Raw genomic sequence first — 25209 nt, 5'->3', positions numbered from 1 at the left:
CCGTCAAGCGACGTACCGGAAGGTCTGGTTACACATGACATCCGCACAGTCCGCACCGCAGTCCACCGATTCTGTATCGGACCCCTACGAGATCTCCGTTCCCTGGGCCGACGAACTCAACCGCGATTTCGCGGAATGGGACGCGCGCGCCGAATTCCCCTGGGAGAAATGGAAAACGATCCAGCGCTCGGGAATTCTCGCCGTCCCCTTCGAGGAGCGGTACGGCGGCCGTGCCCACACCCTGACTGAGACGATGCGCGCCTTGGAGGGACTCGGCCACACGTGCCGCGATGCAGGTCTCAGCTTCTCCACCTCCACTCAGATCGTCAGCGTCGGCGTCCCGATGCAGGCTTTTGCCAAGCCGGAGCTCAAGTCGCGGTTCCTGCCGAAGATCGTCTCGGGTGAGTCGATCACTGCGCACGCCATCACCGAGCCCGGCAACGGCTCGGACGCCATGAACATCACCACCACCGCGAAGCGGGACGGCGACAACTACGTCATCGACGGCGGGAAGATGTTCATCACCAATGCGCCGATCGCCGATCTGTTCATGCTGTACGTACGCACAGGGACAGCCGGACCGTTCGGCCTGAGCGTCTTTCTCGTCGAGCGGGACGCCCCCGGCCTCCGGGTCGGCGAGCCGCTGGGCAAAATGGGCCTGCGCACCTCTCCACTGAGCGAGGTCACCTTCGACGGACTGCGCGTACCGGCCGAGCGCCGCATCGGCCAGGAGGGCGCCGGCTTCCTGATCCTCGACCACGTGATGAAGCGGGAGATCCTGTTCTCCTTCTCCATCACGCTCGGCGAGATGACCCACCGCCTGGAGCGCGTGGTCCAGTACGCGAAGTCGCGACACCAGTTCAGCCAACCCATCGGCGCGTTCCAGGGCGTCTCGCACAAGATCGCCGACATGAAGATCGCCGTGGAGACCGCCCGCAAGTGGCTCGCCGACACGGGTGCCAAGGTGGAGTCCGGCGAGGACGCCGCGATCGACATCGCCGCCACCAAGACCGTTGTCAGCGAGGCCAATACGCGTACGGCCCTCGACGCCGTCCAGATCTTCGGCGGCAAGGGCTATCTGACCAGCACCGGAATCGAGCAGGAGGTGCGCAACGCGGTCGGCGGCACCATCTACTCCGGCACCAGCGAGATCCAGCGCAACCGCATCGCCTCTCTCCTGGGCCTGTGAGGCAGGGGCTGACGAAAGGGCAACCCATGAACGCGATCACGGTCGACGAATTCGAGCAGCTCACCGCTCCCACAGCCTTCCTGGACTACGAGACCGAGGCGGTGCAGGGCTTTGTCGGCGGCGCAGTGAAGGACCGTGCCGCCGACAAGCGCCAGCTGGCCGTCGAGCTGTACTACGCAGTCCGCGACGACATCTTCTACGAGGTGTACGGAGCCGACCTATCCCGCGACGGCCTGAAGGCGAGCCACACCGCCTCTGTGCAGCAGGGTTTCTGCCTGCACAAGTCGGTGTTGTTCGCGGCAAGTTGCCGGGCGGTGGGCATCCCGGCGAGGGTCCACTACGGCGACGTACGCAATCATCTCGCCTCCGACCGGCTGCGGCAGCACATCGGCGGTGACGTCTTCTTCCACGGCCTTAACTCCGTATATCTGGACGGGAAGTGGGTGAAGGCGACACCGGTCTTCAACAACATTCTGTGCCGCTTGTACGGGATGAAACCGCTGGAATTCGACGGCACGGCCGACAGTCTGCACCACCCCTTCGACGACCAGGGGCGCAAAAGCATGGAGTTTCTGGTCGACCACGGGGGTTTTGACGACGTCCCCTACGAGTTCGTGATGTCGAACATGACGCGCAAGCACCCGAACTTCCTGGACAGCAGCGGCACGGGCACGGTACGCGGCGGCTCACTGACTGCCGAAGCAACGCCCTGAGCACGTCCGCTTCCACGAGTTCCCGCGGCTTCCACGGGTTTCCATGAAAGGAGAAACAGCGATGAGCAACTTGCAGTCGGAAAAGGACGGTTGGGAGGCGCGGGCCCGCGTGGGCGTGGTCGTGCCGCACGCGGACGTCGGCCCGGAGTCGGAGTTCCAGGCGATCGCACCGCACGACGTCTTCATCCACGGCTCGCGTGTGCACTTCGGGGCAATGCGGGCCGGCGGCGAGATGGACCCGAAGATCCCGCACGACCCGGTGCAGGCGTTCGTCGAGCCGCCGCACATCGACAACGCGGTGGAACTGCTCGCCGCGTCCCCGCTCGATGTGATCGCGCTCGGCTTCACCAGCTCCGCGTACGTGCTGGGAGCAAGCGGGGAGAAGGAACTCTTCGGGCGGCTGTCGCAGTACACACGGGGACTGCCGGTCACCGGCACCACCAAGGCGGCCGTCGCGGGCTTCACCGCGCTCGGCGCGCAACGGGTGGCGATCGTCAATCCGCCGTGGTTCGACGACAAGCTGTCAGGTCTGGGCTCCGACTACTTCACCGAACAGGGCTTCACGGTCGTCCATCACGGGCCGTGCGGCCTGCCGAGCAACCAGAAGCTGATCACGCCCGAGGCGCTGTCGGACTGGATCCGTACTACGGTGGCAGGGCACCGGCCGGACGCGGTGCTGGTCGCGGGGAACGGTATCCGGGCAGTGGGTGTCATCAACTCTCTGGAGAAGGAACTGGACTTCGCCGTACTGACGGCCAATCAGGTGCTGTTCTGGCATGCACTGCACCTGGCCGCCGCCGGCGAGGTGGCACGCGGGATCACGGACTACGGCAGCCTGTTCTCCGTCGCGCCCACGGACCGAGAGGCATGAGCCTGCTGCCGCCTGACGGTCATGTGGCGGACTTCGCCACCGCCGAGGGAGATACCTACCGCATTCCCCTGGTGTACTGGCGCGACGACGGCAGCTCGATGTACGGGATGGTCCTGTATCGGGGTTCGCTGCGCCGTGCCGACCAGGTGCCGGAATTCCGCCGCTACGCGATGGCTTCGGAGTTCGAAGGGCCCCGGCGCGGCCGATGAGGCGCCGCGGTTGGCGGCCGCAGAGAGATGGGCGGGGTGGCCCGCCGAGCTCGGACGGAATTGACCGTACGAGCTGTGGCGGGCTGCCGCCCACGGGCGAGACGTTCCGCTCTGCGAAATCCAGTCGGCCTCGCCCGCGGCCCGGTCCGTGGATGGTCACCGCAATCGGCGGAAGCCCGCTCAACTGCAACGGCTATCGCGCGGCTGGGTGATCCCCAACCACTCCTCGACTTCATCGAGCGGTCCATGGCCGGTGACGACGACGGAGAGACGGCGAATCTCAGCTACTGGGCATACTGGCTCGGGGCATTCACCCAACCCCAAGCCGATGACGTGGTCAGCGTGCCGGCCGCGTAGAGAGCCCGAGGCGAACCTGGCGCAAGTGGACGTTGATCGCGGCGATTTCGACGTCGACCTCGTCGCCGGGCCGCAGCTCGCTGCCCGCGAGATCGTCGTGCGGGACCAGGCCCACGATGCCCTCCTGCACTTCTACGAAAGCTCCCCACTCCATCACCTTGGTCACCCGGCCCGGCACGACGTCTCCGAGCCGCGTACGCGCCAACTCCCGCATCGGGTCGGGCGTCAGGTCCTTGAGCGAGAGCGAGACCCTCTCGCGTGACATGTCGACGCCCAGGACCGTGAAGGGCAGCTCCTCTCCCTCGCGGATCACGTCGGCCGGTGAGTCGACGGGGCTCCAGGACACCTCGGGAATGTTCATCTGCGCCTCTACGCCGCCCAGTTCCACGAAGGTGACACCGAAGCTCGCGATGTGGGAGACCACGCCGGCGACGACCTGGCCCCGCTCAAGGCCCTGGAGAAAATCGAGCCGTTCACCGTCCCGCAGGGTGAGCACCTCGCGTACGTCCGCCCACGCCGCCTCGCTCAGCAGCCCGCGCCACCTCGTGAACAGCCGCAGCAGCTCCCCGCCCCACCGCGCCCGGAACGCAGCGTCGCCCCGGGCCAGGTCGAGTTCATTGACCGCCGTCAGTTCGGCGAAGTCCTGCCGCTGAGCAAGACTCGGCGTGTACGTCACTCCCGTGAAGCGGTCGCGGAAGGCCGCGTCGGCGTCCGCGAGCGTTGCGTACGAAGCCGACCGGTCGCAGCTCGCGTAGAAGTACACGAGTGCCTCCGCCTCCGTGCCGATCACCGCCGCCAGCTCGGCCCGCCTCTCCAGTGGCAGCAGCCCGGTCGCGAAGCCGTCCGTGCCGTAGAACGCATGGCACAGGCCGGCCAGTTGGAGTTCCGGGCGGGCGCCCCACTCCGACAGGCGCTGCCGGACCCGGTCCAGGTGGGCGAGCAGTGTGCCGCCGGGGTGGTCCAGGTCTCCGGCGCCGCGGCTGCGCAGCAGTGCGGTTGCTTCTGTTGTGCTCCCCGATATGTCCACGAACACAAAAATACCCCGGAACCGAATTGACGGCCGGGGTCTTTCTCTGGGTATATTTGGTGTTTGAGTGTTCGCATGCGCTAAAGAACACAGAGAAGTTCAATAAAGGCACTGTATCGCGTCAGGAGCTGAATTGTCAACCGGGGAAATGCGGCAGGAACAACAATTCGTCTCGCTCGCCCACGAGCGGCTCGACCAGCTCAGGGCCGAGGCCGAAGCCGCCATGAACGCCACGATCGCGCAGGTCAGCACGGGTCGTCAGGCGCGTGTGGAACGCGATGTCGGCGTGCTCGAGCACTCCGCATCGCTCGCCACGCTGAATGCCGCCGATGCCGGGCTCTGTTTCGGGCGGATCGACCGGCGTGACGGAGTCACGTACCACATCGGGCGCACGGGAATCCGGCGGGACGATGCCGAACGGACTCCGTTGCTGATCGACTGGCGGGCTCCCGTCGCGCGGCCGTTTTATCTCGCGACCGGATATGAACCGATGGGGCTGCGCCGCCGCAGGCACATCACCACCCAGGGGCGCACCGTCACCGCCCTGCACGACGAGATCATGGATCTCGCCGACACCACCCGCACCGGATACGAGTCGCACGACGCCGACGAGGTGCTGCTCGCCGCACTGAACAGCGCCCGTACCGGCCGCATGGGCGACATCGTGTCGACCATCCAGGCCGAGCAGGACCACATCATCCGCGCCCCGCAGCGCGGCGTGCTCGTCGTCGAGGGCGGGCCGGGGACCGGGAAGACCGCGGTCGCTCTGCACCGGGCCGCGTATCTGCTGTACGCGTACCGCGAGCAACTGGCCAAGCGCGCCGTGCTGATCGTCGGGCCCAATCCGGTCTTCCTCGGCTACATCGGCGAGGTGCTGCCCTCGCTCGGTGAGACGGGCGTGCTGCTGGCCACGGTCGGCGAACTGTTCCCCGGCGTCACGGCCACGGGCACGGACAGTCCCGCGGCCGCGGCCGTCAAGGGCCGGGCGGACATGGCCGGCGTGCTGGCCGAGGCCGTACGGGAACGGCAGCAGGTGCCCGAGAAGGATGCGCCGATCGTCATCCGGCACGACGACGGGGATCTGCTGCTCGACTGGGACATGGCCGTCGAGGCCCGGCACAAGGCCCGTGAGACCGGTCTGCCGCACAACCTGGCCCGGCCGCACTTCGTCTTCCGGATCATCGACGACCTGACCACCCAGCTCGCCGACCGGATCGGCGCCGACCCGTACGGCGGCCCCAACTTCCTCGGCCCCGACGACATCGCCCAGCTCGGCAAGGGCATCGCCGCCAGCGCCGAGGTGCATTCCGCCATCGCGTCTCTCTGGCCCCCGCTCACCCCGGAGGGGTTCCTCGCCGAGTACCTGGAGAATCCGGCCCATCTGCCGGAAGACGATGCGGAGTTGATCCGGCGCACCAGCACCCCGCGCACCGCTACCGCGCGCACCGGCACCGCGTGGACCCCCGCCGACGTGCCCCTCCTCGACGAGGCCGCCGAGCTCCTCGGCGAGGACAACTCCGCCGCCCTGGCCGCCGCCGAGGCCGAGCGGGCCCGGCAGATCGCCTACGCACAGGGCGTTCTCGACGTCTCGTACGCCTCCCGTACCTACGAGTTCGAGGACAAGCAGGACATCGACGAAGACGCCTCCGAGGTCCTCGCCGCGCACGACGTCATCGACGCCGAGCGTATGGCCGAGCGGCACGAGGAGGCCGACCACCGCAGCGCCGCCGAGCGCGCCGCCGACGACCGGACGTGGGCCTTCGGGCACATCATCGTCGACGAGGCGCAGGAACTGTCGGCCATGGCCTGGCGGCTGCTGATGCGGCGCAGTCCGACCCGCTCGATGACCCTCGTCGGCGACCCGGCGCAGACCGGGGACCTGGCCGGCTGCGACTCCTGGCAGGAGATCCTCGCCCCGTACGTCCAGGACCGCTGGGAGCTGGCCCGGCTCGGCGTCAACTACCGCACACCTGCCGAGATCATGGAGTACGCATCCCAGCGGCGCCGGGTCACCGACCCCGCCTTCGAGCCGCCGCGCTCCATCCGCTCGACGGGGGTACCGCCCTGGGAGCGCACCCTGCCGCTCGGCGAGGTGGCCCGGCTCGCCGCCGAGGAGACCCCCGAGGAGGGCAGGCTCGCGGTGATCGCCCCGCGCGAGCGGCACGCCGAACTCGCCGGGCTGGAAGCGAACGACGGACCGCTGGATCTGTCCCGGCCCGTCGTGCTCATCGACCCCCGCCAGGCGAAGGGCCTCGAGTTCGACACCGTCCTCGTCGTCGACCCCGACCGGATGAGCGCCAACGACCTCTATGTGGCGCTCACCCGGGCCACCCAGCGACTCGGGGTCATCAGACCGGCCGCAGCCACACCGTAGCCAGCGGCGGCAGCGTCAGCTGGATGCTCCCGGGGCGGCCGTGCGACGCGACCGACTCGGGCTTCAGCGGGTCCGGGTTGAGCACGTCGCCGCCGCCGTAGCGGGCCTCGTCCGTGTTGAGGACCTCCGTCCACGCCTGAGCCGCGTCCGGCACGCCCAGGCGGTACTCATGGCGCACTACCGGCGAGAAGTTGCTCACGGCCAGCAGCGGGGAGCCGTCCGCGGCATGGCGCAGGAAGGCGAAGACATTGTCCTCGGCGGCGTCGCCCACCACCCAGGCGAAGCCCTCGGGGACGGTGTCACGCTGCCAGAGCGCGGGGGTCGCCGCGTACACCGTGTTCAGCTCGCGGATCAGGTCCCGTACACCCCGGTGGTCCGCCTCCGCCGCGTACGACGGGTCGAGCAGCCACCAGTCGGGGCCGTGGCCCTCCGACCACTCCGCGCCCTGTGCGAACTCCTGTCCCATGAAGAGCAGTTGCTTGCCCGGATGGGCCCACATGAAGCCCAGATACGCGCGATGGTTGGCGCGCTGCTGCCACCAGTCGCCGGGCATCTTGCTCACCAGCGCCTGTTTGCCGTGCACCACCTCGTCGTGCGAGATCGGCAGCACATAGTTCTCGCTGTACGCGTACACCATCGAGAAGGTCATCTCGTTGTGGTGGAACTTGCGGTGCACCGGCTCGTGCGCGACATAGCCCAGCGAGTCGTGCATCCAGCCCATGTTCCACTTCAGGCCGAAGCCGAGACCGCCGAAGCCGCCCGGGCCCACATGGTGGGTGGCGCGCGTGACCCCGTCCCAGGCCGTGGACTCCTCGGCGACGGTGACGACGCCGGGGCAGCGCCGGTAGACCGTGGCGTTCATCTCCTGCAAAAAACCGACCGCGTCCAGGTTCTCCCGCCCGCCGTGCTCATTCGGCGTCCATTCGCCATGCTCGCGGGAGTAGTCGAGGTAGAGCATCGATGCGACGGCGTCGACGCGCAGCCCGTCGATGTGGAACTCCTCGCACCAGTACACGGCGTTGGCGACCAGGAAGTTGCGCACCTCCTTGCGGCCGTAGTCGAACTCGAGCGTGCCCCAGTCGGGGTGCGCGGCCCGCGCCGGGTCCGCGTGCTCGTACAGCGGGCGGCCGTCGAACTGCGCCAGCGCCCAGTCGTCCTTCGGGAAGTGCGCCGGCACCCAGTCCACGATCACGCCGATGCCCGCCCGGTGCAGGGCATCCACCAGATGGCGGAAGTCGTCGGGGGTGCCCATCCGGGCGGTGGGGGCGTAGAAGCCGGTGACCTGATAGCCCCAGGAGCCGCCGAAGGGGTGCTCGGCGACCGGCATCAGCTCCACGTGGGTGAAGCCCAAGTCCTTGACGTACGCGGGTAGTTGGACGGCGAGCTGGCGGTAGGTGAGTCCGGGGCGCCAGGAGCCCAGATGCACCTCGTACACGGAGAGGGGGGACTCGTGGACCGGCCGGTCGGCGCGGTGTGCCAGCCACTCCTCGTCGTGCCACACATGGTGGGACTCCGTCACGATCGAGGCGTTGGCGGGCGGCACCTCGGTGCGCCGGGCCATCGGGTCGGCGCGCAGGGTGTGCGAGCCGTCCGGCCGGGTGATGTCGAACTTGTAGAGCGCGCCCTCGCCGACCCCCGGCAGGAACAGCTCCCACACGCCCGACGAGCCGAGCGAGCGCATCGGATACCCGGTGCCGTCCCAGTAGTTGAAGTCGCCCACCACCCGCACCCCTTGGGCGTTGGGTGCCCACACCGTGAAGCGGGTGCCGGTCACGCCCTGGTGCGTCATCGGGTGCGCGCCCAGCGCCCGCCACAGCTCCTCGTGCCGCCCCTCGCCGATCAGATGCAGATCGAGCTCCCCGAGCGAGGGCAGGAAGCGGTACGGATCCTGCACCTCGATCTCGATCCGGGCCCGGGTCCCGTCCGAAGCGTCGTCCGTGTCGCCGCCGATCTCGTCGTCCGACGCCTCGTCCGAGGTCTCGCCGCTGTCGTAGGCGACAAGCAGCTGGTACTCCGGGGCGGTGCGCAGTGGCAGCACCCCGGAGAAGAACCCGTCGCCGTCCTCGTGCAGTTCGGCCCGCAGGCCCTTGGCCAGCATGGTCACCGACCGTGCGAACGGACGCAGTACGCGCAGCTCCATGCCGCCGCGCACCGAGTGCACCCCCAGCAGGGCGTGCGGATCGTGGTGGGAGCCGGCCAGCAGCCGCCCCCGGTCCCCGTCCGCGAGCGGGCGGGCGGCCCGCACTCCATGGCTGGCCCCGGTGCGCGGACGTGGCGCCGCGCTCTGCCGGCGGCCGGGCCCGGTGTCGGACGTCCGCTTGGGCCCATCGGGGTCGGAGGAATTACGGGACGGGGGTCGGGCGGTCACGGGGGTCGGCCTCCTTGGGCAGTGGGATTCAGGTGAGGGCGGCGAGGCGGTCGATCGCCGCCATCGGCACCGGCAGCCAGTCGGGGCGGTGCCGGGCCTCGTAGACGACCTCGTACACGGCCTTGTCCGTCTCGTAGGCGCGCAGCAGTTCGGGCTCGGCGCGTGGATCGGCGCCGTCTGCCTCGGCATAGCCCTCGCAGTACGCCGTACGGCAGCGCTCGGCCCAGGCCGGGTTCCACGGGCGGTGGGTGCGCGCCGCGTAGTCGAACGAACGGAGCATGCCCGCGACATCGCGCACCGGGGGCTGCGGCCTGCGGCGCTCGCCGAGCGGGCGCGCGGGCTCGCCCTCGAAGTCGATGACCGACCAGTGGCCGTCGCCCCGCGCGCCGCCGCCGCGCAGCGTCTGCCCGAGATGGAGGTCGCCGTGGACGCGCTGGGCCCGCCAGGAGCGGCCGCGCATGCCCAGCGTGGCGATGGCGTCGAAGGCCGCGCGCAGCCGGGGTGCGTACGGCTGCAGGGCGGGCACCGCCTGCGCGGCCGCCTCCAGACGCTGGGTCATCGCGGCCGCCAGGTGCTCCGTCTGCGGCCGGGTCAGCATCACCGTGGGCAGTTCGCCCGCGAGCGCGGTGTGCACCTCGGCGGTGACCCGGCCGAGTGCGCGGGCCTCGTCGGCGAACGAGTGCCCGCCGGCCAGCGAGTCCAGCGCGAGCAGCCAGCCGTCCCGCGAGCCGCGCAGGAAGGGCTGCAGCACCCCGAGGGTGTACGGCTCGGGCGCGGTGGTCTCGTACCAGGCGACGGGCGCGGGCACCCGGCTGCACCCGGCGCGGGCCAGCGCGAGCGGCAGCTCCAGATCGGGGTTGGGGCCGGGTTGCACCCGGCGGAAGAGCTTGAGGATGTACGCATCGCCGTAGACCAGCGAGGAGTTGGACTGCTCGGCCTCCAGCGGGCGGGCGGCCAGGCCGCCGGGGATGGCCGGGGCCACCTCGGACCGGTCGAAACGCAGCGGCCCGAGCGCGCCCGGCGTACGCAGCCGCTCCAGGATCAGATCCGCCAGCCGCGGGTCGTGCAGGCCCTCGTAGACCGTGCGCCCGGCCAGCGGACCCTCGGTGAGATGGCCGATCAGCGCGGGCGCGAGATGCGGCGGCAGTGTCGTGCGTACGCCGAGGAGCAGTTGGTAGCAGTCCTGCGCCGAGGGGGCGGGCAGCCCCGGCTGCTGGACGCGCAGCAGCAGATGGAGCAGTCCCGGACCGGGCGCCGAGTCCAGGGGCAGCAGCTCGGTCGCGGAGACGAGCGAGAAGCCGGTGACGGGGTGCCCCTTGCCGGCGAACCACCGCTGCCTCGGCAGCCAGCTGTGCAGGAGTGGGGCGAGTGACGGGAGAAGAGCGACGGGAGTCCGGGTGGATGCAGCCTCCGACATGGCATCGCGTCCTTTCCCCGAGATGCACTCCAATGGCGCTGTATGCGCAGAGTGTCCCGGATTACAGCAGTGGCTGTCCGGCGGCGCGCGGGGATGAAGGGGAGAGTGCCCGGTGCGGGGCGGCGGAAACCGCCCCGCGGGAGGTACCTCTCGTTACACGTGCATCATGTGGCGCCGGCGTCCTTCCTCAGCCGGAACCAGTAGAAGCCGTGGCCGGCGAGCGTCAGCAGATAAGGCCACTGGCCGATGGCGGGGAAGCGGACTCCGCCGATCAGCTCCACCGGATGCCGTTCGGCGAAGGCGCGCAGATCGAGCTCGGTGGGCTGCGCGAACCGGGAGAAGTTATGCACGCAGAGCACGAGATCGTCCTTGTACTCGCGGGTGAAGGCGAGCACCGCCGGGTTCGACGAGGGCAGTTCCGTGTACGAGCCGAGCCCGAAGGCGCGGTTCTGCTTGCGGATCTCGATCATCCGCCGGGTCCAGTGCAGCAGCGAGGACGGGGACGCCATCGCCGCCTCCACATTGGTGACCTGGTAGCCGTAGACCGGATCCATGATCGTGGGGAGGTAGAGCCGGCCCGGGTCGCAGGAGGAGAAGCCCGCGTTCCGGTCCGGGGTCCACTGCATCGGCGTCCGCACGGCGTCCCGGTCACCGAGCCAGATGTTGTCGCCCATCCCGATCTCGTCGCCGTAATAGAGAATCGGCGATCCGGGCAGCGACAGCAGCAGCGCCGTGAACAGCTCGATCTGGTTGCGGTCGTTGTCCAGCAGGGGCGCGAGCCGGCGGCGGATGCCGATGTTGGCGCGCATGCGCGGGTCCTTGGCGTACTCCGCGTACATGTAGTCGCGCTCTTCGTCCGTGACCATTTCGAGCGTGAGCTCGTCGTGGTTGCGCAGGAAGATGCCCCACTGGCAGTTCTTCGGGATGGCCGGGGTCTTGGACAGGATTTCTGAGACCGGGTAGCGGGACTCGCGCCGTACGGCCATGAAGATCCGGGGCATCACAGGGAAGTGAAAGGCCATGTGGCACTCGTCGCCGCCGGCCGGAAAGCTGCCGAAGTAGTCGACGACGTCCTCGGGCCACTGGTTGGCCTCGGCGAGCAGCACGGTGTCGGGGTAGTGCGCGTCGATCTCCTTGCGCACCCGCCTGAGGAAGGAGTGGGTGGCGGGGAGGTTCTCGCAGTTGGTGCCCTCCTCCTGGTACAGGTAGGGCACGGCGTCGAGACGGAAGCCGTCGATGCCCAGGTCCAGCCAGAAGCGCAGCGCCGAGATGATCTCCTCCTGCACCGCGGGGTTCTCGTAGTTGAGATCGGGCTGGTGGGAGAAGAAGCGGTGCCAGTAGTACCGCTTGCGTACCGGGTCGAAGGTCCAGTTGGACGTCTCGGTGTCCACGAAGATGATCCGGGCGTCCTGGAACTGCTTGTCGTTGTCCGCCCAGACGTAGTAGTCGCCGTACGGCCCTTCGGGGTTGCTGCGGGACTCCTGGAACCACGGGTGCTGGTCGCTGGTGTGGTTCATGACGAAGTCGATGATGACGCGCATGCCACGCTGGTGCGCGGCGTCGACGAACTCCACGAAGTCGGCGAGGTCGCCGAAGTCGGGGAGGACCGCGGTGTAGTCGGACACGTCGTAACCGCCGTCCCGCAGAGGGGACTTGAAGAACGGTGGCAGCCAGAGGCAATCGACCCCCAGCCACTGCAGATAGTCAAGTTTGGCGGTGATGCCCTTGAGGTCGCCGATGCCGTCGCCGTTGCTGTCCTGGAAGGACCGCACCAGGACTTCGTAGAACACGGCCCGCTTGAACCAGTCGGGGTCGCGGTCCTTGGCGGGGGTGTCCTCGAACTTGTCGTGGACGGGCTCGTTGACGATCATGATGTGGGTGACCCTCCGGTCGGCGGGGACGGTCGCAGGACGACGATGTGCGCGGGCGTGACACCCGGCTCGAGGCGCACATAGGTGGCTCTGCCCCAGTGATAGGTCTCGCCGGTGAGCTCGTCGCGCACCGGCGCACTCTCGTGCCATTCGAGGCCGAGGTGCGGCATGTCCAACGAGACCGTGGCCTCCTGGGTGTGGTGGGGGTCGAGGTTGGCAATCACGATGACGGTGTCGCCGGTGTTCGACCCCGAAGGGCTCCCGGCGGATTTCGAATACGCGATCACCGCCTCGTTGTCGGTGTGATGGAAGTGGATGTCCCGCAGCTGCTGGAGAGCGGGGTGGCGGCGCCTGATCCGGTTGAGCGCGGTGATCAGGGGCGTGATGGTGCGGCCCTCGCGCTCCGCCGACTCCCAGTCCCGCGGTCGCAGTTGGTACTTCTCCGAGTTCAGATACTCCTCGCTCCCGTCCCGCAGGGGAGCGTTTTCGCACAGTTCGTAGCCCGCGTACACACCCCAGGAGGGCGACATGGTGGCGGCCAGTACGGCCCGCACCTCGAAGGCCGGGCGGCCGCCGTGCTGGAGGTAGGCGTGCAGGATGTCGGGCGTGTTCACAAAGAAATTGGGACGCATGTACGAGGCGGCGTCGCCGGACAGCTCGGTGAGGTAGTCGGTCAGCTCCTGCTTGGTGGTACGCCAGGTGAAGTACGTGTACGACTGCTGAAAGCCGATCGCGCCCAGGGTGTGCATCATCGCCGGACGGGTGAATGCCTCGGCCAGAAAGACCACATCGGGGTCGGTGCGGTTGATGTCCGCGATCACCTTCTCCCAGAAGACGACGGGCTTGGTGTGCGGGTTGTCGACGCGGAAGATCCGTACACCGTGGTCCATCCAGAAGCGCAGCACCCGCAGGGTCTCGTTGACCAGACCGCGCATGTCCTTGTCGAACGCGATCGGGTAGATGTCCTGGTACTTCTTTGGCGGGTTCTCGGCGTACGCGATGGTGCCGTCGGCGCGGTGGTGGAACCACTCGGGGTGCTTGTCGACCCAGGGGTGGTCCGGCGAGCACTGCAGCGCGAAGTCGAGGGCCACCTCCATGCGCAGGTCCCGCGCGGTCTCGACGAAGTGGTCGAAGTCGTCGAACGTGCCGAGGTCGGGGTGGAGCGCGTCGTGGCCGCCGTCGGCGGAGCCGATGGCCCAGGGGACGCCGACGTCATGGGCCGCCGGGGAGAGGCTGTTGTTCGGGCCCTTGCGGAACGTGGTGCCGATGGGGTGGACGGGCGGCAGATAGACGACGTCGAAGCCCATCGCGGCGACGGCGGGCAGCCGTTCGGCGGCGGTGCGGAAGGTGCCGGAGACGGGCGGGGCGCCTTCCTCGACGACGGCGCCCTCGGAGCGCGGGAAGAGCTCGTACCAGGAGCCGAAGAGCGCCCGGCGGCGCTCGACCTGCACGGTCAACGGGCGGGAGCACGTGACCAGTTCGCGCAGTGGGTGGCGGGTAAGGGCGGCGGTGGCGTCGGGGGCGAGGGCGGCGGCGAGCCGGGCGGCGGCGGACCGATCCTCGTCGCGCAGCGCGTCGACGGCGGCCAGTACGGCCTCCCGGCCGTCGCGCTTGGGGACGTCGGCGGCGGCCCGCTCGTACAGCTCCGCGCCCTCGGCGAGGACCAGAGCGGTGTCGATGCCGGCGGGGATTTTGATCTGGGCGCCCCGCCGCCAGGTGGCGACGGGGTCGCTCCACGCCTCGACGGCGTAAGTCCAGCGCCCCTCGGCGTCCGGGGTGACGTCGGCGCCCCACCGGTCGGTGCCGGGGGCGAGCTCGCGCATGGGGGTCCAGGGCCCGGGGTGCCCGCTAGGGTCGCGCAGCACGACATTGGCGGCGACCGCGTCATGGCCTTCGCGGAAGACGGTGGCGGTGACCGGGAAGGTCTCACCTTCCACGGCTTTCGCGGGCCTCCTGCCGCAGTCGACTTGAGGGCGGACGTCGAGGACGGGGATGCGACCGATCATGGGATCACCTGAGGGCTGAGCGGGCAGGGCGGTTTGAGCGGGTTGTTCCTTTTTGTGGGGCTGGTGGGTTCTTTGTAGCTGCTCAGTCGACGACTGGCGGGCTGCGGGCATGGCCGCTCCTGTCCGCGTTCACTCGGGTGGGCGGAAGAATGTTGAGAAGCGTGCGGTGGCCCCCGTACCGAATGAGCCTTCCCACGGTCTTCGGGTGGGCAATCCGGTGCTTTGTTAACTACTAGGACGTAGGTGCTCGCACAAGAGAGGAGGGACGCGGAGAGACCGGCCGCGTCCTGATGACGAGGCCGGTCCCAGTGGTCCGGTTCTGCTTCCTACGCGCCCCAGCTCGGCTCGGGCCTCGTTCGGCTCACGGCTGCTCACCCGACCACATCTGCCACGGCTGGCGTGCCACCCACTCGTCCACCTCGGCCGGCTTCAGCGACAGAGCCGCCGCCGACTCCCCCTGGTCGCCGGCCATCAGGCCCGGCTCCAGGCCCGTCGCCATGTAGTGGTAGATCCCCGCCACCCCGGCCGCCGACTCCCGGCCCAGGATCTGTGCGAGTCCCTGCTCGAAGACGGCCGGCTCCAGATGGACGTAGCGGATCTCGCGGCCCAGACCCTGGCCGAACGCCTTCGCCAGCTCGTCGCCCGTCAGTGTCTGCGCGCCGCCGATGTCGAACGTACGGCCCGCCACGCCGTCCACGGTGAGCGCCGCATAGACCGCCTCCGCCAGGTCGAGGTGGGAGATCCACGCCGTGGGCGCGTCGGCGGGCAGCGGATAGGCGAGCACGCCCTCGTTCACCAGGGCCGGGCCGTTCCACGGGCTGAAGAGGTTGTCCAGATAGATCGGCGGACGTACCACCACCAACTCCACGCCGCTCTGCGCAAGGCTCTCGCGGAACACGGTCTCCGCCAGGCGGCGCGTCTCGAAGGCCGCCACATTCGTTGTGCGGTCCGGGACACGGGTGTTGGAGTTGTAGACGAGCCGCCGCACGCCCGCCTCGCGCGCCGCCTTCGCGATGTGCTGGGCGTACCGCATGACCTTCTCGGCCTGGTACACCAGAGGCATCATCACCGCCGCGTGCGTGGCCCCCTCGAAGAGCTGGCGTACGTCCTCGTAGCGCCCGAGGTCGCCGCCCGCGACCGAGACGCCGGGGAGCTCCGGCCGGTCCGCCTCTGGTTTGCGGCTCAGCGTGCGTACCCGGTGGTTCCGCTCCGCCAGCAGACGGGCCGTCGCACCGCCCTGGAAGCCGGTCGCCCCCACGACCGCTACGCGCATCGGATTGTGATCGGACATGAGTCTGAAGAGCCCTTCGATAGGGTGTGGCTGCTGCCGTGAACGGCTCTTCCAGGCTCGCTTCGGCGGCTTCGGCCGATCAATTAACAAACCGGGGCGGGGGTTGAAGGATCGTCCATGGAACCGACGGAGCGCGAAAGCGAGGATCTCCTCAGCGAGCTGCTCAAACCCCTGCGTCTCACCGGGGTCTTCGACAGCCGCTGGCATGTCCGCGCCCCCTGGGCCATCGAGGGCGACGCAGAACAGAGCTGCGCCGTACTCCACTTCATCACCCAGGGCGGCTGCTGGATCACCGGCGAGGACCAGCCCCCGATCGAGATGCACGAGGGCGACCTCGCCGTATTCCCCACCGGGACCGCCCACCGGCTCGCCGACCGGCCCGACCGCCGGGGCCTCGCCCTGGCCGCCGTGCTGCCCGAGCGGGCCCCCGGCACCTCGGGCGAGATCCGGATCGACGGAGAGGGCCCCGAGAGCAGGCTGCTGTGCGCGGGGCTGCACTACGACGCCTCCGCGGCCACCGGCCTCTACCAGGCGCTGCCCTGGGCACTGGTGCTGGATCGCACCCAGGTGGACAAGGAGCCGCTGCTGCGGGACACGCTGCGGCTGCTCGCCGCCACCGACCGCCCGGTCGGACCCGGCGACCGGCTGATCACACTGCGCGCCTTCGAGATGGCACTGGTGCTCGCGCTGCGGCCGCTGCTGCGCGAACTCGCCCGCAACCCCTCAGCGCTGCCCGTGTTACGCCATCCCGGCATCAGCAAGGCGATGGTCATCATCGCCACCCGGTTCGCCGAGCCCTGGACCATCGAGTCGCTCGCCCGCGAGGTCGGCATGTCCCGCTCCGCGTTCACCGCCGCTTTCCGGGAGCTCGTCGGCGAGGCGCCCGCCCGGCATCTGACCGGCCGTCGGATGCAGGAGGCGGCCCGGCTGCTGGCCGAAACCACGCTGCCCCAGTCGGCGGTGCCGGAGCGCGTCGGGTACCACAGCGCTGTCGGCTTTCACCTCGCCTTCCGCAAGTGGTACGGCATGACGCCGGGAGAGTACCGAACGGGAAGCCCCTCAACTGCATCACTGGCCGGTTCTTAATCACCGCTGGACGGTCGTTCATTGCCCAGCGTCCATGGCTGGAGCGAGGCTCGGCTGTGTCGGGGGACATTCCGTTTGAGGAGAGACGTTGACCAGGTCCGGCCATGAATACCTCGAATCGCTCCAGGACGGGCGAGAGGTGTGGCTCGACGGCGAGCGCGTCAAGGACATCACCACTCACGCCGCGTTCCGCAACACCGCCGCGTCCGTCGCGCACCTGTACGACCTGGCGCACGACCCCGTCCACCGCGACGTACTCGTATCCGGCGGCGTCCACCGCACCTACGCCGTGCCGCGCAGCTACGAAGACCTCGTCGGGCGCCGCAGGGCGTACAAGGTGTGGGCCGAGTCGAGCTTCGGTTTCCTGGGCCGTACGCCCGACTACATGGCGGGCGGCGCCGCGGGCTTCGCCGCCGTGCCGCACATCTTCACCACCGACACCTTCGACGGCGCCGCCAACGCCCTCGCGTACCACCGCAGGCTCGCCGAGGGCGGTCTGTACTGCGCGTTCACCATCACCAACCCGCACTCGGGCAAGGGAGACGACGACCTGGTGGTGCGGGTCGTCGAGGAGAAGGACGGCGGGATCGTGGTGCGCGGCGCCAAGATGATCGGCACCGGCGCGGTCTTCGCCGACGAGGTGATCGTCGGCACCATCGAGCCGCTCGCCCCCGGGGACGTCGACCACGCCCTCTGCTTCTCCGTCCCGGTCGACACCGGCGGGCTGAAGTTCGTCTCGCGCACCTCGTACGAGGCCCAGGCGCGTGGCGTCTTTGACAATCCGCTCTCGTCCCGCTTCGACGAGAACGACTCGCTGCTGGTGTGCGACGACGTCTTCGTGCCCTGGGAGCGGGTGCTGACCTACCGCAACGTGGAGGCCACCGCCGCCATGTGGTGGCAGACCCCGGCCTACCTCAACTTCGTGCACCAGGCCGCCACCCGCTTCTGGACCAAGCTCGAATTCCTCACCGGCCTCGCCATCCTGCTGACCCGGGCAGGCGGCACGTACCAACTGCCGCCCGTGACCCAGGCGGTGGGACGGCTCCTCGGCATGGTCGCCCAGGCCAAGGCCTTCGTACTGGCCGCCGAGGCCTCGTACGAACAGGTCGACGGCGGCCGCGGCGGGGTGATGCCGGGGACGGAGATCTCCTATGCCCAGCGCATCATGGCCGGCGAGCTGTATCCGCGTGCCGTCCAGGAGATCAAGCAGCTCGCGGGCGGCTCGGTCATCCAGCTGCCCGCCTCGGCCGAGGACCTGCTCCACCCCGAGATCGGCCCGGTTCTCTCGACATATCTGCGGGCGCCCGGCACCGCGGCCGAGGACCGGATCAAGCTGCTCAAGCTGGCCTGGGACGCGCTCGGTTCGGAGTTCGCCGCGCGCCACGAGCAGTACGAGCGCTTCTACCACGGCGCCCCGCATGTCTATCTGACCATGCAGACATGGGCGGGCGGCGCCGAGAGCTGCGAGAACCTGGCCCAGAGCTGTCTCGACGGATATGGCCTGAGCCTTGGGACCGGCCAGTGACCTCGGCCCGCCCGGGTGCCGCCTGGGACCGGCCAGTGACCTCGGCCCGCCCGGGCGCCGCGCTCGCGCTGCTCGCGTCCACCCAGCTACTGCTGATCATGGACACGGCGATCATCAATGTCGCGCTGCCGTCGGTCGGCGAGGACCTCGGTTCCGGCTCGGCCGGACTGTCCTGGGTGGCAAACGCCTATCTGATCACCTTCGGCGGGCTGCTGTTGCTCGGCGGCCGCGCCGCCGATCTCCTCGGCCACCGGCGGCTCTACCTCACCGGCCTCGGCCTGCTGGCCGCCGCCTCCGCGGCCGGGGGCCTGGCCGGGACCGAGGGCATCCTCATCGCCGCGCGGGCCGTGCAGGGCATGGGCGCGGCCCTCGCCGCCGCAGCCGCCTTCGCGCTGCTGCTGGGCCTCTTCCCCGACGGGCCCGCACGGCACAAGGCACTCGGCGCGTTCGCGGCGATGGGCGGACTCGGCGGCGTCACCGGCACCGTGCTCGGCGGTGTGCTCACCGATCTGTTCGGGTGGCGTTCCACGTTCTGGCTCAATGTGCTGCTCGGCCTTGTCCTCGCGGCACTGGCACTGCGCGTTCTCAACGGGGGGACGCGCAGCGCCGGTGCCGGCTTCGACATCGGCGGAGCGCTCACCGCCACCGGCGGCCTGGGCCTGATCGCGTACGCACTCGTCGGCGCGGGTGAGGCGGGCTGGACCGGCCCGCGCACCCTCGCCGCGGGCGGCGCGGGACTCCTCCTGCTCGCCGCATTCGCCGTACTCGAGTCGCACATCGCCCGCCCACTGGTGCCGCCCGCAGTGCTCCGGCGCCCCGCACTGCGTGACGCCAACATCCTCAGCGCGCTGGCCCAGATGGCACTGTTCCCGATGTTCTTCCTGGTCAGCCTCTATCTGCAGAGCGTGCTCGGACAGACCCCGCTGACCGGCGGCCTCGGACTGCTGCCGCTGTCGCTGGTCGTCGTCGCCGTCGCACCGGGGACCGGCCGCCTCATCCACCGGATCGGGCTCAGGCCCGCCATGACGCTCGGCTTCGCACTCCTCTTCGCGGGAATGATGTGGCTCGCGCTCGCACTCACCGCCGACGGCACCTTCTTCACCACCGTCCTCGCGCCCAGCCTGGTCATCGGCGTCGCCCTGCCCCTGGTCATGGTCACCACCAATGTGGCCGCCACCGCCGAGGCGGCGCCCGAGGAGACCGGACTCGCCTCCGGACTCATCAACACCAGCCAGCAGTTCGGCTCGGTCCTCGGGCTCGCCGTCCTGGTGGCCGTCGCCACCGCCGGGCATGGCGCGACGGTCGCCGCTCAGACGGCCGGCTTCCGCTCCGCGCTGCTGGTCGCAGCCGCCTTCGCGGCCCTGGCCGCCCTGCTCTCCGTACGGCTTCGGCTGCCCGTGCCCGCCATGGCGCCCCCGCGCCAGGACCGTGTGGGCGGCGCCTTGGAGTGACCGTGTGAGGCGAGAGCGTGCGGCATACGCGCACGCAGGCGGCGGAAGCGTCCGGTGACCGCGTGACGCGAGCAACCCCGCATTCCACCCATTGAAGTGACATTGCCCGAGGGGGGCATTCCGTTGACCCTGTACGACCTAGTCGCGCCCGGTCCCGATCTCAGGGGCGAACCGCGCTACCGGATAGCCGAGATACGTGCGGCCGATCCGCTCGGCGCCGACGCCCTGCTCGCCGCACTGCCCGCGATGAATGCCGACGCCGATGTGCCCGCGCTCACCGTCGCCCTGCGCACCCTGGTGCCCGACCCCGACCGGGTCGCCGTCCTCGCCGTCACCGACGCGCTCGCCGCGATGCGCGACCTGGGCTTCCTCCTCGGCTCGCTCAAACGGCACGGCACCGAGCCCGTCGCGGCGGTCCCTGAAGTCCTGCCGGTGCTTCAGGAGCTGGGCAGGCGCACCGACATGGTGCCGCGCGACACGGTGCACCACTACACGACGTGGAACCCCCTCGGCGCCCGGCAGCGCATGTACACCGGCCACCCGATGGAGGGCAATCTCCAGGACGCGGTCCGGATGGTCTTCCCCAGCCTGGTGGCCGCTCTCGACACCTGCGCCGAGCTCGCCCGGAGGGAGCCGTACGAACCGGGCTTCTCCCTCGCGCTCGACCGCACCGCCCAGCATGTGCAGTCCATGGTCGACTCCATCGACTTCACCGTCGCCAATGTCTCCCCGGTCTTCTTCGCCAAGGAGATGCGCTCCTACTTCGAGGAGATCGACATCGCGGGCGTCGACTACCTCGGCCCGGCCGCCGCCCAGGTGCCGCTCTGGCTGGTCGATCTGACGCTGTGGCAGAGCGACCGCAGCAACCCCGCCTACGACGCGTTCCTCGACGATTCGGTGCAGTACAGCCTCCCCTCCTGGCGCGACCACTACGCCGCGCACAGGGGCGGCACCTCCGCGGTCTCCAAGCTGTCCGCCGCCATCAGCTGGGAGGACGCCGAGCGGCTGCCGCCGCAGCTCGCCGCGTCCGCTGTTTCCCTCACGCGCGTGCTGCGCATCCTCAAGACCTTCCGCGCCCGCCATATGACCATCGCCCGCAAGGCGTACAGCGAGGACGTGCGTCAGTATGAAGTGGGCAGCGGAGGGGCTCCGATCGAACTTCTACGCGCGGTGCTCGACCTGACCCGGGACAACGAGACCCTCGTGCGCCAGTCTGCCGAGCGGCCGCGGACCCCCGTCGCCTGACCGTCCCCAGGAGGTCCTCCCCATGCCCCACATAATGATCGCCGGCGGTGGAATCGCCGGTCTGACCGCGGCACTCGCCCTGCACACCGCCGGATTCCAGCGCATCACCGTCGTCGAGACGGTCCGCGACATGCAGCCGATCGGCGCCGGGCTGAACATCATGCCCAACGCGGTCCGCGAACTCGACGCACTCGGCCTGCTCGACCGGCTCGAAGAGCGCGCCGTACGCACCCGGGAACTGCGCTACTACCACTGCAGCGGCGGTCTCATCTCCCGCGACCGGCGCGGCCTGGGCGCCGGTTACCACTGGCCTCAGCTCTCCATCCACCGCGGCGAACTCCAGCTCGCGCTCGCCGAGGCGGTACGCACCCGGCTCGGCCGCGGAGCTTTGGTCGGCGGCGTCAAGGTCACCGGCGTCGAACCGCTGCCCGACGGCAGACCCCGGGTCCAGCTGGAGCACCGCGACGGCGCCCGGCGCGGCAAGGCATCGCTCGAACCCGATGTCCTCATCGGAGCCGACGGCATCCGCTCGGCCGTCCGGGCCGCGCTCAACCCGGACGAGGGCGAACCGCCGTGGAACGGCATGCTCATCTGGCGCGGCGTCTCCCGGATACCCGCCCACCGCATCGGCACCTTCATGTTCATCGCGGGCGACGACCGCCGCAAGGCCGTGGTCTACCCCATCACCGAGCCCGCCGGGGACACCGGCGAGGTGCTCGTCAACTGGGCGCTCGTGATGCCGGCCGACTCCGTCGAGGACGCCTGGCGCGGCGACTGGAACCGGCGGGTCCCCGTCGAATCGTTCCTGCACCACTACGAAGGCTGGGAGTTCGACGGAGTCAGCGTCCCCGACGTGGTCCGGGCGGCCGACACCGCGTACGAGTACCCCATGGTGGACCGCGAACCGCTCGCGCGCTGGTCCCACGGCCGTACGACGCTGATCGGCGACGCGGCCCACGCGATGTACCCGGTCGGCTCCAACGGCGCGACCCAGTCCATCGTCGACGGTCGCGCCCTCGCCCATGCCATGGCGCTGCACACCGACCCCGCCGACGCGCTCGCGGCATTCGAGGCCGAGCGCAGGCCCGCCATGACCGAACTCCAGCAGTCCAACCGGCAGCTCGGCCCCGAGGTCGTCATCAGCCTGGCCCATCAGCGGGCCCCCGGCGGCTTCAGCGACATCGACGAGGTGATCCCGCAGGCGGAACTCGCCGAGATCGCCGCCCGGTACGCGGCCACTGGAGCCTTCGACCCGGGGACCGTCAACCGCGGGTCCCCGTACGACCTGGCGATGCGTTCGCCGCGCTGAATGCCCCGGCGAGCGCCCCTCGGACGGCCGCGCGCCGTGGTTGCGGAGGGCGGGGTACAGATACCGTCATGGGTGACGGAAAGGACGCACACCGTCGTGCGTCCCCTCGGATGCGTACCTCCCCTGCAAAGGTGGAACCTGTGAAGGCCATTCGTCGATTCACCGTCCGCCCCGTCCTCCCCGAGCCGCTCCGGCCGCTCAGCGACCTCGCGCGCAATCTGCGCTGGTCCTGGCATGCCGAGACCCGAGACCTCTTCCAGTCCGTCGACCCCGAGGAATGGCAGGCGGCGGGCGGCGACCCCGTACGGCTGCTCGGGGCCGTATCCGCAGCCCGGCTCACGGAACTGGCCGGCGACCGGCCGTTTCTGCGCCGGCTGGCCGCCGTCGCCGACGACCTGGACGACTATCTGCACGGACGCAGGTGGTACCAGGCGCACAGCGGCGCCGGCGCACCCGAGGGAACCGAATTCCCTGCCGCGGTCGCCTACTTCTCGCCCGAGTTCGGCGTCACCGCCGCACTGCCCCAGTACTCCGGCGGTCTCGGCATCCTCGCCGGCGACCATCTCAAGGCAGCCAGCGACCTCGGCGTACCGCTGATCGGCGTCGGGCTGCTCTACCGGCACGGCTACTTCCGCCAGTCCCTGTCCCGCGACGGCTGGCAGCAGGAGCACTATCCCGTCCTCGACCCGAACGAGCTTCCCGTCAGTCTGCTGCGGGAGCCCGACGGGACACCCGCCCAGGTCTGTCTCGCACTTCCCGGCGGCCGCTCGCTGCGTGCGCACATCTGGGTCGCGCACGTCGGTCGCGTACCGCTGCTGATGCTCGACTCGGACGTCGAGGAGAACGGCTCGGGCGAGCGCAATGTCACCGACCGGCTGTACGGCGGCGGCAGCGAGCACCGGCTGCTCCAGGAGATGCTGCTGGGCATCGGCGGCGTACGCGCGGTGCGTACCTACTGCCGGCTGACAGCTCACCCCGAGCCCGAGGTGTTCCACACCAACGAGGGGCATGCCGGCTTCCTCGGCCTGGAGCGCATCCGCGAGCTCGGCGAGTCACCGCAAGACGGCGGCCGGGGGCTGGACTTCGACGCCGCTCTCGAATCCGTGCGCGCCGGGACCGTGTTCACCACCCACACCCCGGTGCCCGCGGGCATCGACCGTTTCGACCGGGAACTTGTCGCCCGTCACTTCGGCGAGCGCGGGGAGCTGCCCGGGGTCCCGGTCGAGAAGGTGCTCCAGCTCGGCATGGAGACCTATCCGGGTGGCGAGCCCAACCTCTTCAACATGGCGGTGATGGGGCTGCGGCTCGCCCAGCGCGCCAACGGGGTCTCCACCCTCCACGGCGCCGTCAGCCGCGGCATGTTCGCCGGGCTGTGGCCCGGCTTCGACGCCGAGGAGGTGCCGATCACCTCCGTCACCAACGGCGTGCACGCGCCGACGTGGGTGGCGCCCGAGGTGTTCCGGCTCGGCGCGCGCCAGATCGGCACGAGCCGCGCCGAGGACGCCCTGTCCGTCGGCGGCCCGCAGCGCTGGGACACCATCACGGACATCCCGGACGCCGAGATCTGGGAGCTCCGCCGGGAGCTGCGCGAACAGCTCGTCATGGAGGTGCGCGACCGGCTGCGTGCCTCCTGGCGGCAGCGTGGCGCCGGCGCCGCCGAACTGGGCTGGATCGAGGGGGTCCTCGACCCCGATGTGCTCACCATCGGCTTCGCCCGCAGGGTCCCCTCGTACAAGCGGCTCACGCTCATGCTGCGCGACCGGGACCGGCTGATGGAGCTGCTGCTGCATCCGACCAGACCGATCCAGATCGTTGTCGCGGGCAAGGCGCATCCGGCGGACGACAGCGGCAAACGCCTCGTACAGGAGCTGGTGAAGTTCGCGGACGACCCGCGGGTGCGGCACCGGATCGTCTTCCTGCCCGACTACGGCATGGCGATGGCAAAGAAGCTCTACCCCGGCTGCGACGTGTGGCTGAACAACCCGCTGCGACCGCTCGAGGCGTGCGGGACGAGCGGGATGAAGGCGGCGCTGAACGGCTGCCTCAATCTGTCCGTCCTGGACGGCTGGTGGGACGAGTGGTTCGAGCCGGACTTCGGCTGGGCGATCCCGACCGCGGACGGCTCGGCGACCGACGAGGACCGCCGGGACGAGCTGGAGGCGGCCGCGCTGTACGAGCTGATCGAGAACCGGGTCGCGCCGCGCTTCTACGACCGTGGGGTCGGCGGACTGCCCCAGCGCTGGATCGAGATGGTCCGCCGCACTCTGTCCACGCTCGGCCCCAAGGTGCTCGCGGGCCGCATGGTGCGCGAGTACGTGGAGCGGCTGTACGCCCCCGCCGCCCAGGCCCACCGGGCCCTGGACGCGGACACGGCACGGGAGCTGTCGGCCTGGAAGGCACGGGTGCGGGTGGCCTGGCCGCAGGTGGCCGTCGACCATGTGGAGGCCCTTGAACAGGCCGCGGCATCCGGCACGGCGGAGCTCGGCGACACGCTCGCGCTGCGGGTGCGGGTCGCCCTCGGCGGACTCCAGCCGGACGATGTGGAGGTGCAGGCGGTGGCGGGCCGCGTCGACTCCGACGATGCGATCGGCGACGCGCAGACCTCGCCGCTGAAGCCGGCGGGCGGCCCGGACCTGGAGGGCCGCTGGGTGTACGAGGGGCCGCTCTCCCTCGGCCGCACGGGGCCCTTCGGCTATACGGTGCGCATTCTGCCCGCGCATCCGCTGCTGGCGGCCAGCGCGGACCTGGGTCTGGTCGTGCTGCCGACGGAGGCGACGGGGGAGGGTGCGGGAGTACTGATGCGCTGAAGGGTGGCGCAGTGCGCTGATCCGTGGTGCGGACGGGCCGAAGCCCGTCCGCACCACGCCTTTTTCACGGCGTGAAGTCAGAGTCTTGACGTG

General features: G+C 69.9%; 17 protein-coding genes and 1 pseudogene. 11 read left to right on the top strand and 7 right to left on the bottom strand.

Features of this window, described 5'->3' with window-relative positions:
- The first annotated feature begins 34 nt into the window (after window positions 1–34).
- The 4 genes from OG729_RS12105 (at window position 35) to OG729_RS12090 (ending at window position 2982) form a co-directional block, all read left to right on the top strand.
- Complete coding sequence (locus tag OG729_RS12105; RefSeq protein ID WP_405805952.1) at window positions 35–1189, top strand: acyl-CoA dehydrogenase family protein; 1155 nt, start codon at window positions 35–37, stop codon at window positions 1187–1189.
- A 26-nt stretch (window positions 1190–1215) separates the two neighbouring features.
- The gene (locus OG729_RS12100; RefSeq protein WP_360871982.1) at window positions 1216–1902 is read left to right on the top strand and encodes a transglutaminase-like domain-containing protein; all 687 of its coding nucleotides are present in this window, start codon (window positions 1216–1218) and stop codon (window positions 1900–1902) included.
- Between the two features lie 61 nt (window positions 1903–1963).
- Window positions 1964–2773 (top strand): maleate cis-trans isomerase, encoded by an 810-nt coding sequence (locus OG729_RS12095; RefSeq protein WP_360871979.1) that lies wholly within the window; start codon window positions 1964–1966, stop codon window positions 2771–2773.
- The gene (locus tag OG729_RS12090) at window positions 2770–2982 is read left to right on the top strand and encodes a DUF6253 family protein (protein ID WP_405805950.1); all 213 of its coding nucleotides are present in this window, start codon (window positions 2770–2772) and stop codon (window positions 2980–2982) included. Before OG729_RS12095 ends, OG729_RS12090 begins: the two co-directional genes overlap by 4 nt.
- 337 nt (window positions 2983–3319) lie before the next feature.
- Here OG729_RS12090 and OG729_RS12085 read toward each other — a convergent pair whose 3' ends face one another.
- Together OG729_RS12085 and OG729_RS12080 are read right to left on the bottom strand one after the other, a co-directional pair.
- Window positions 3320–3835: a S1 RNA-binding domain-containing protein gene (locus OG729_RS12085; protein WP_405811116.1), complete on the bottom strand. Its 516-nt coding sequence runs from the start codon at window positions 3833–3835 to the stop codon at window positions 3320–3322.
- Window positions 3830–4366, bottom strand: a pseudogene (locus OG729_RS12080) (DUF6817 domain-containing protein); the annotation flags it as partial. The pseudogene OG729_RS12080 and the gene OG729_RS12085, both read right to left, overlap by 6 nt.
- Before the next feature lie 148 nt (window positions 4367–4514).
- Here OG729_RS12080 and OG729_RS12075 point away from each other — a divergent pair.
- Window positions 4515–6740, top strand: coding sequence for a HelD family protein (locus OG729_RS12075; RefSeq protein ID WP_405811115.1), 2226 nt, complete (start codon window positions 4515–4517; stop codon window positions 6738–6740).
- On the opposite strand, the gene glgB is transcribed toward OG729_RS12075, so the two are convergent.
- From glgB to OG729_RS12050, 5 genes are all read right to left on the bottom strand, one after another.
- On the bottom strand, window positions 6715–9108 hold the full coding sequence (glgB, locus tag OG729_RS12070; protein WP_405805949.1) for a 1,4-alpha-glucan branching enzyme: 2394 nt from the start codon (window positions 9106–9108) through the stop codon (window positions 6715–6717). The genes OG729_RS12075 and glgB overlap by 26 nt on opposite strands.
- Before the next feature lie 28 nt (window positions 9109–9136).
- Window positions 9137–10525 carry a maltokinase N-terminal cap-like domain-containing protein gene (locus OG729_RS12065; protein ID WP_405805948.1) on the bottom strand — a complete coding sequence of 463 codons (1389 nt, stop codon included), beginning with the start codon at window positions 10523–10525 and terminating at the stop codon, window positions 9137–9139.
- Window positions 10526–10689: 164 nt separating this feature from the next.
- Complete coding sequence (gene treS, locus OG729_RS12060) at window positions 10690–12396, bottom strand: maltose alpha-D-glucosyltransferase (RefSeq protein WP_360871968.1); 1707 nt, start codon at window positions 12394–12396, stop codon at window positions 10690–10692.
- Window positions 12393–14402: a maltotransferase domain-containing protein gene (locus OG729_RS12055; protein ID WP_405805946.1), complete on the bottom strand. Its 2010-nt coding sequence runs from the start codon at window positions 14400–14402 to the stop codon at window positions 12393–12395. The genes treS and OG729_RS12055 overlap by 4 nt, the downstream gene beginning before the upstream one ends.
- A gap of 361 nt (window positions 14403–14763) precedes the next feature.
- Window positions 14764–15693 (bottom strand): NmrA family NAD(P)-binding protein, encoded by a 930-nt coding sequence (locus OG729_RS12050; protein ID WP_360871962.1) that lies wholly within the window; start codon window positions 15691–15693, stop codon window positions 14764–14766.
- Window positions 15694–15810: 117 nt separating this feature from the next.
- Here OG729_RS12050 and OG729_RS12045 point away from each other — a divergent pair, with 117 nt between their 5' ends.
- The 6 genes from OG729_RS12045 to glgP all read left to right on the top strand — a co-directional run bounded on the left by OG729_RS12045 (window position 15811) and on the right by glgP (window position 25116).
- Window positions 15811–16779, top strand: coding sequence for an AraC family transcriptional regulator (locus OG729_RS12045; protein ID WP_360871959.1), 969 nt, complete (start codon window positions 15811–15813; stop codon window positions 16777–16779).
- Between the two features lie 88 nt (window positions 16780–16867).
- Window positions 16868–18304 carry a 4-hydroxyphenylacetate 3-hydroxylase family protein gene (locus OG729_RS12040; RefSeq protein WP_405805944.1) on the top strand — a complete coding sequence of 479 codons (1437 nt, stop codon included), beginning with the start codon at window positions 16868–16870 and terminating at the stop codon, window positions 18302–18304.
- Complete coding sequence (locus OG729_RS12035) at window positions 18301–19755, top strand: MFS transporter (protein WP_405805942.1); 1455 nt, start codon at window positions 18301–18303, stop codon at window positions 19753–19755. Before OG729_RS12040 ends, OG729_RS12035 begins: the two co-directional genes overlap by 4 nt.
- 123 nt (window positions 19756–19878) lie before the next feature.
- Window positions 19879–21000 carry a monodechloroaminopyrrolnitrin synthase PrnB family protein gene (locus OG729_RS12030; RefSeq protein ID WP_360871950.1) on the top strand — a complete coding sequence of 374 codons (1122 nt, stop codon included), beginning with the start codon at window positions 19879–19881 and terminating at the stop codon, window positions 20998–21000.
- A 22-nt stretch (window positions 21001–21022) separates the two neighbouring features.
- Entirely contained in the window at window positions 21023–22309 is a 1287-nt protein-coding gene (locus OG729_RS12025) for a flavin-dependent oxidoreductase (RefSeq protein ID WP_360871947.1), read from the top strand.
- A gap of 140 nt (window positions 22310–22449) precedes the next feature.
- Window positions 22450–25116 carry an alpha-glucan family phosphorylase gene (glgP, locus tag OG729_RS12020; protein ID WP_360871944.1) on the top strand — a complete coding sequence of 889 codons (2667 nt, stop codon included), beginning with the start codon at window positions 22450–22452 and terminating at the stop codon, window positions 25114–25116.
- The last annotated feature ends 93 nt before the right edge of the window (window positions 25117–25209 follow it).

The organism is Streptomyces sp. NBC_00210 (assembly GCF_045160975.1).
Taxonomy (GTDB): domain Bacteria; phylum Actinomycetota; class Actinomycetes; order Streptomycetales; family Streptomycetaceae; genus Streptomyces.
Note: the sequence above shows the minus strand (reverse complement) of the source record. Positions and strands in the feature narration are given on the sequence as shown.

Excerpts from the sequence above, each read along its gene's own strand:
- OG729_RS12055 (WP_405805946.1), bottom strand. The coding sequence starts at position 14,402 with ATGATCGGTCGCATCCCCGTCCTCGACGTCCGCCCTCAAGTCGACTGC.
- OG729_RS12105 (WP_405805952.1), top strand. The coding sequence starts at position 35 with ATGACATCCGCACAGTCCGCACCGCAGTCCACCGATTCTGTATCGGAC.
- treS (WP_360871968.1), bottom strand. The coding sequence starts at position 12,396 with ATGATCGTCAACGAGCCCGTCCACGACAAGTTCGAGGACACCCCCGCC.
- OG729_RS12090 (WP_405805950.1), top strand. The coding sequence starts at position 2,770 with ATGAGCCTGCTGCCGCCTGACGGTCATGTGGCGGACTTCGCCACCGCC.
- OG729_RS12100 (WP_360871982.1), top strand. The coding sequence starts at position 1,216 with ATGAACGCGATCACGGTCGACGAATTCGAGCAGCTCACCGCTCCCACA.
- OG729_RS12050 (WP_360871962.1), bottom strand. The coding sequence starts at position 15,693 with ATGTCCGATCACAATCCGATGCGCGTAGCGGTCGTGGGGGCGACCGGC.
- OG729_RS12095 (WP_360871979.1), top strand. The coding sequence starts at position 1,964 with ATGAGCAACTTGCAGTCGGAAAAGGACGGTTGGGAGGCGCGGGCCCGC.
- OG729_RS12025 (WP_360871947.1), top strand. The coding sequence starts at position 21,023 with ATGCCCCACATAATGATCGCCGGCGGTGGAATCGCCGGTCTGACCGCG.
- OG729_RS12065 (WP_405805948.1), bottom strand. The coding sequence starts at position 10,525 with ATGTCGGAGGCTGCATCCACCCGGACTCCCGTCGCTCTTCTCCCGTCA.
- OG729_RS12075 (WP_405811115.1), top strand. The coding sequence starts at position 4,515 with ATGCGGCAGGAACAACAATTCGTCTCGCTCGCCCACGAGCGGCTCGAC.
- OG729_RS12045 (WP_360871959.1), top strand. The coding sequence starts at position 15,811 with ATGGAACCGACGGAGCGCGAAAGCGAGGATCTCCTCAGCGAGCTGCTC.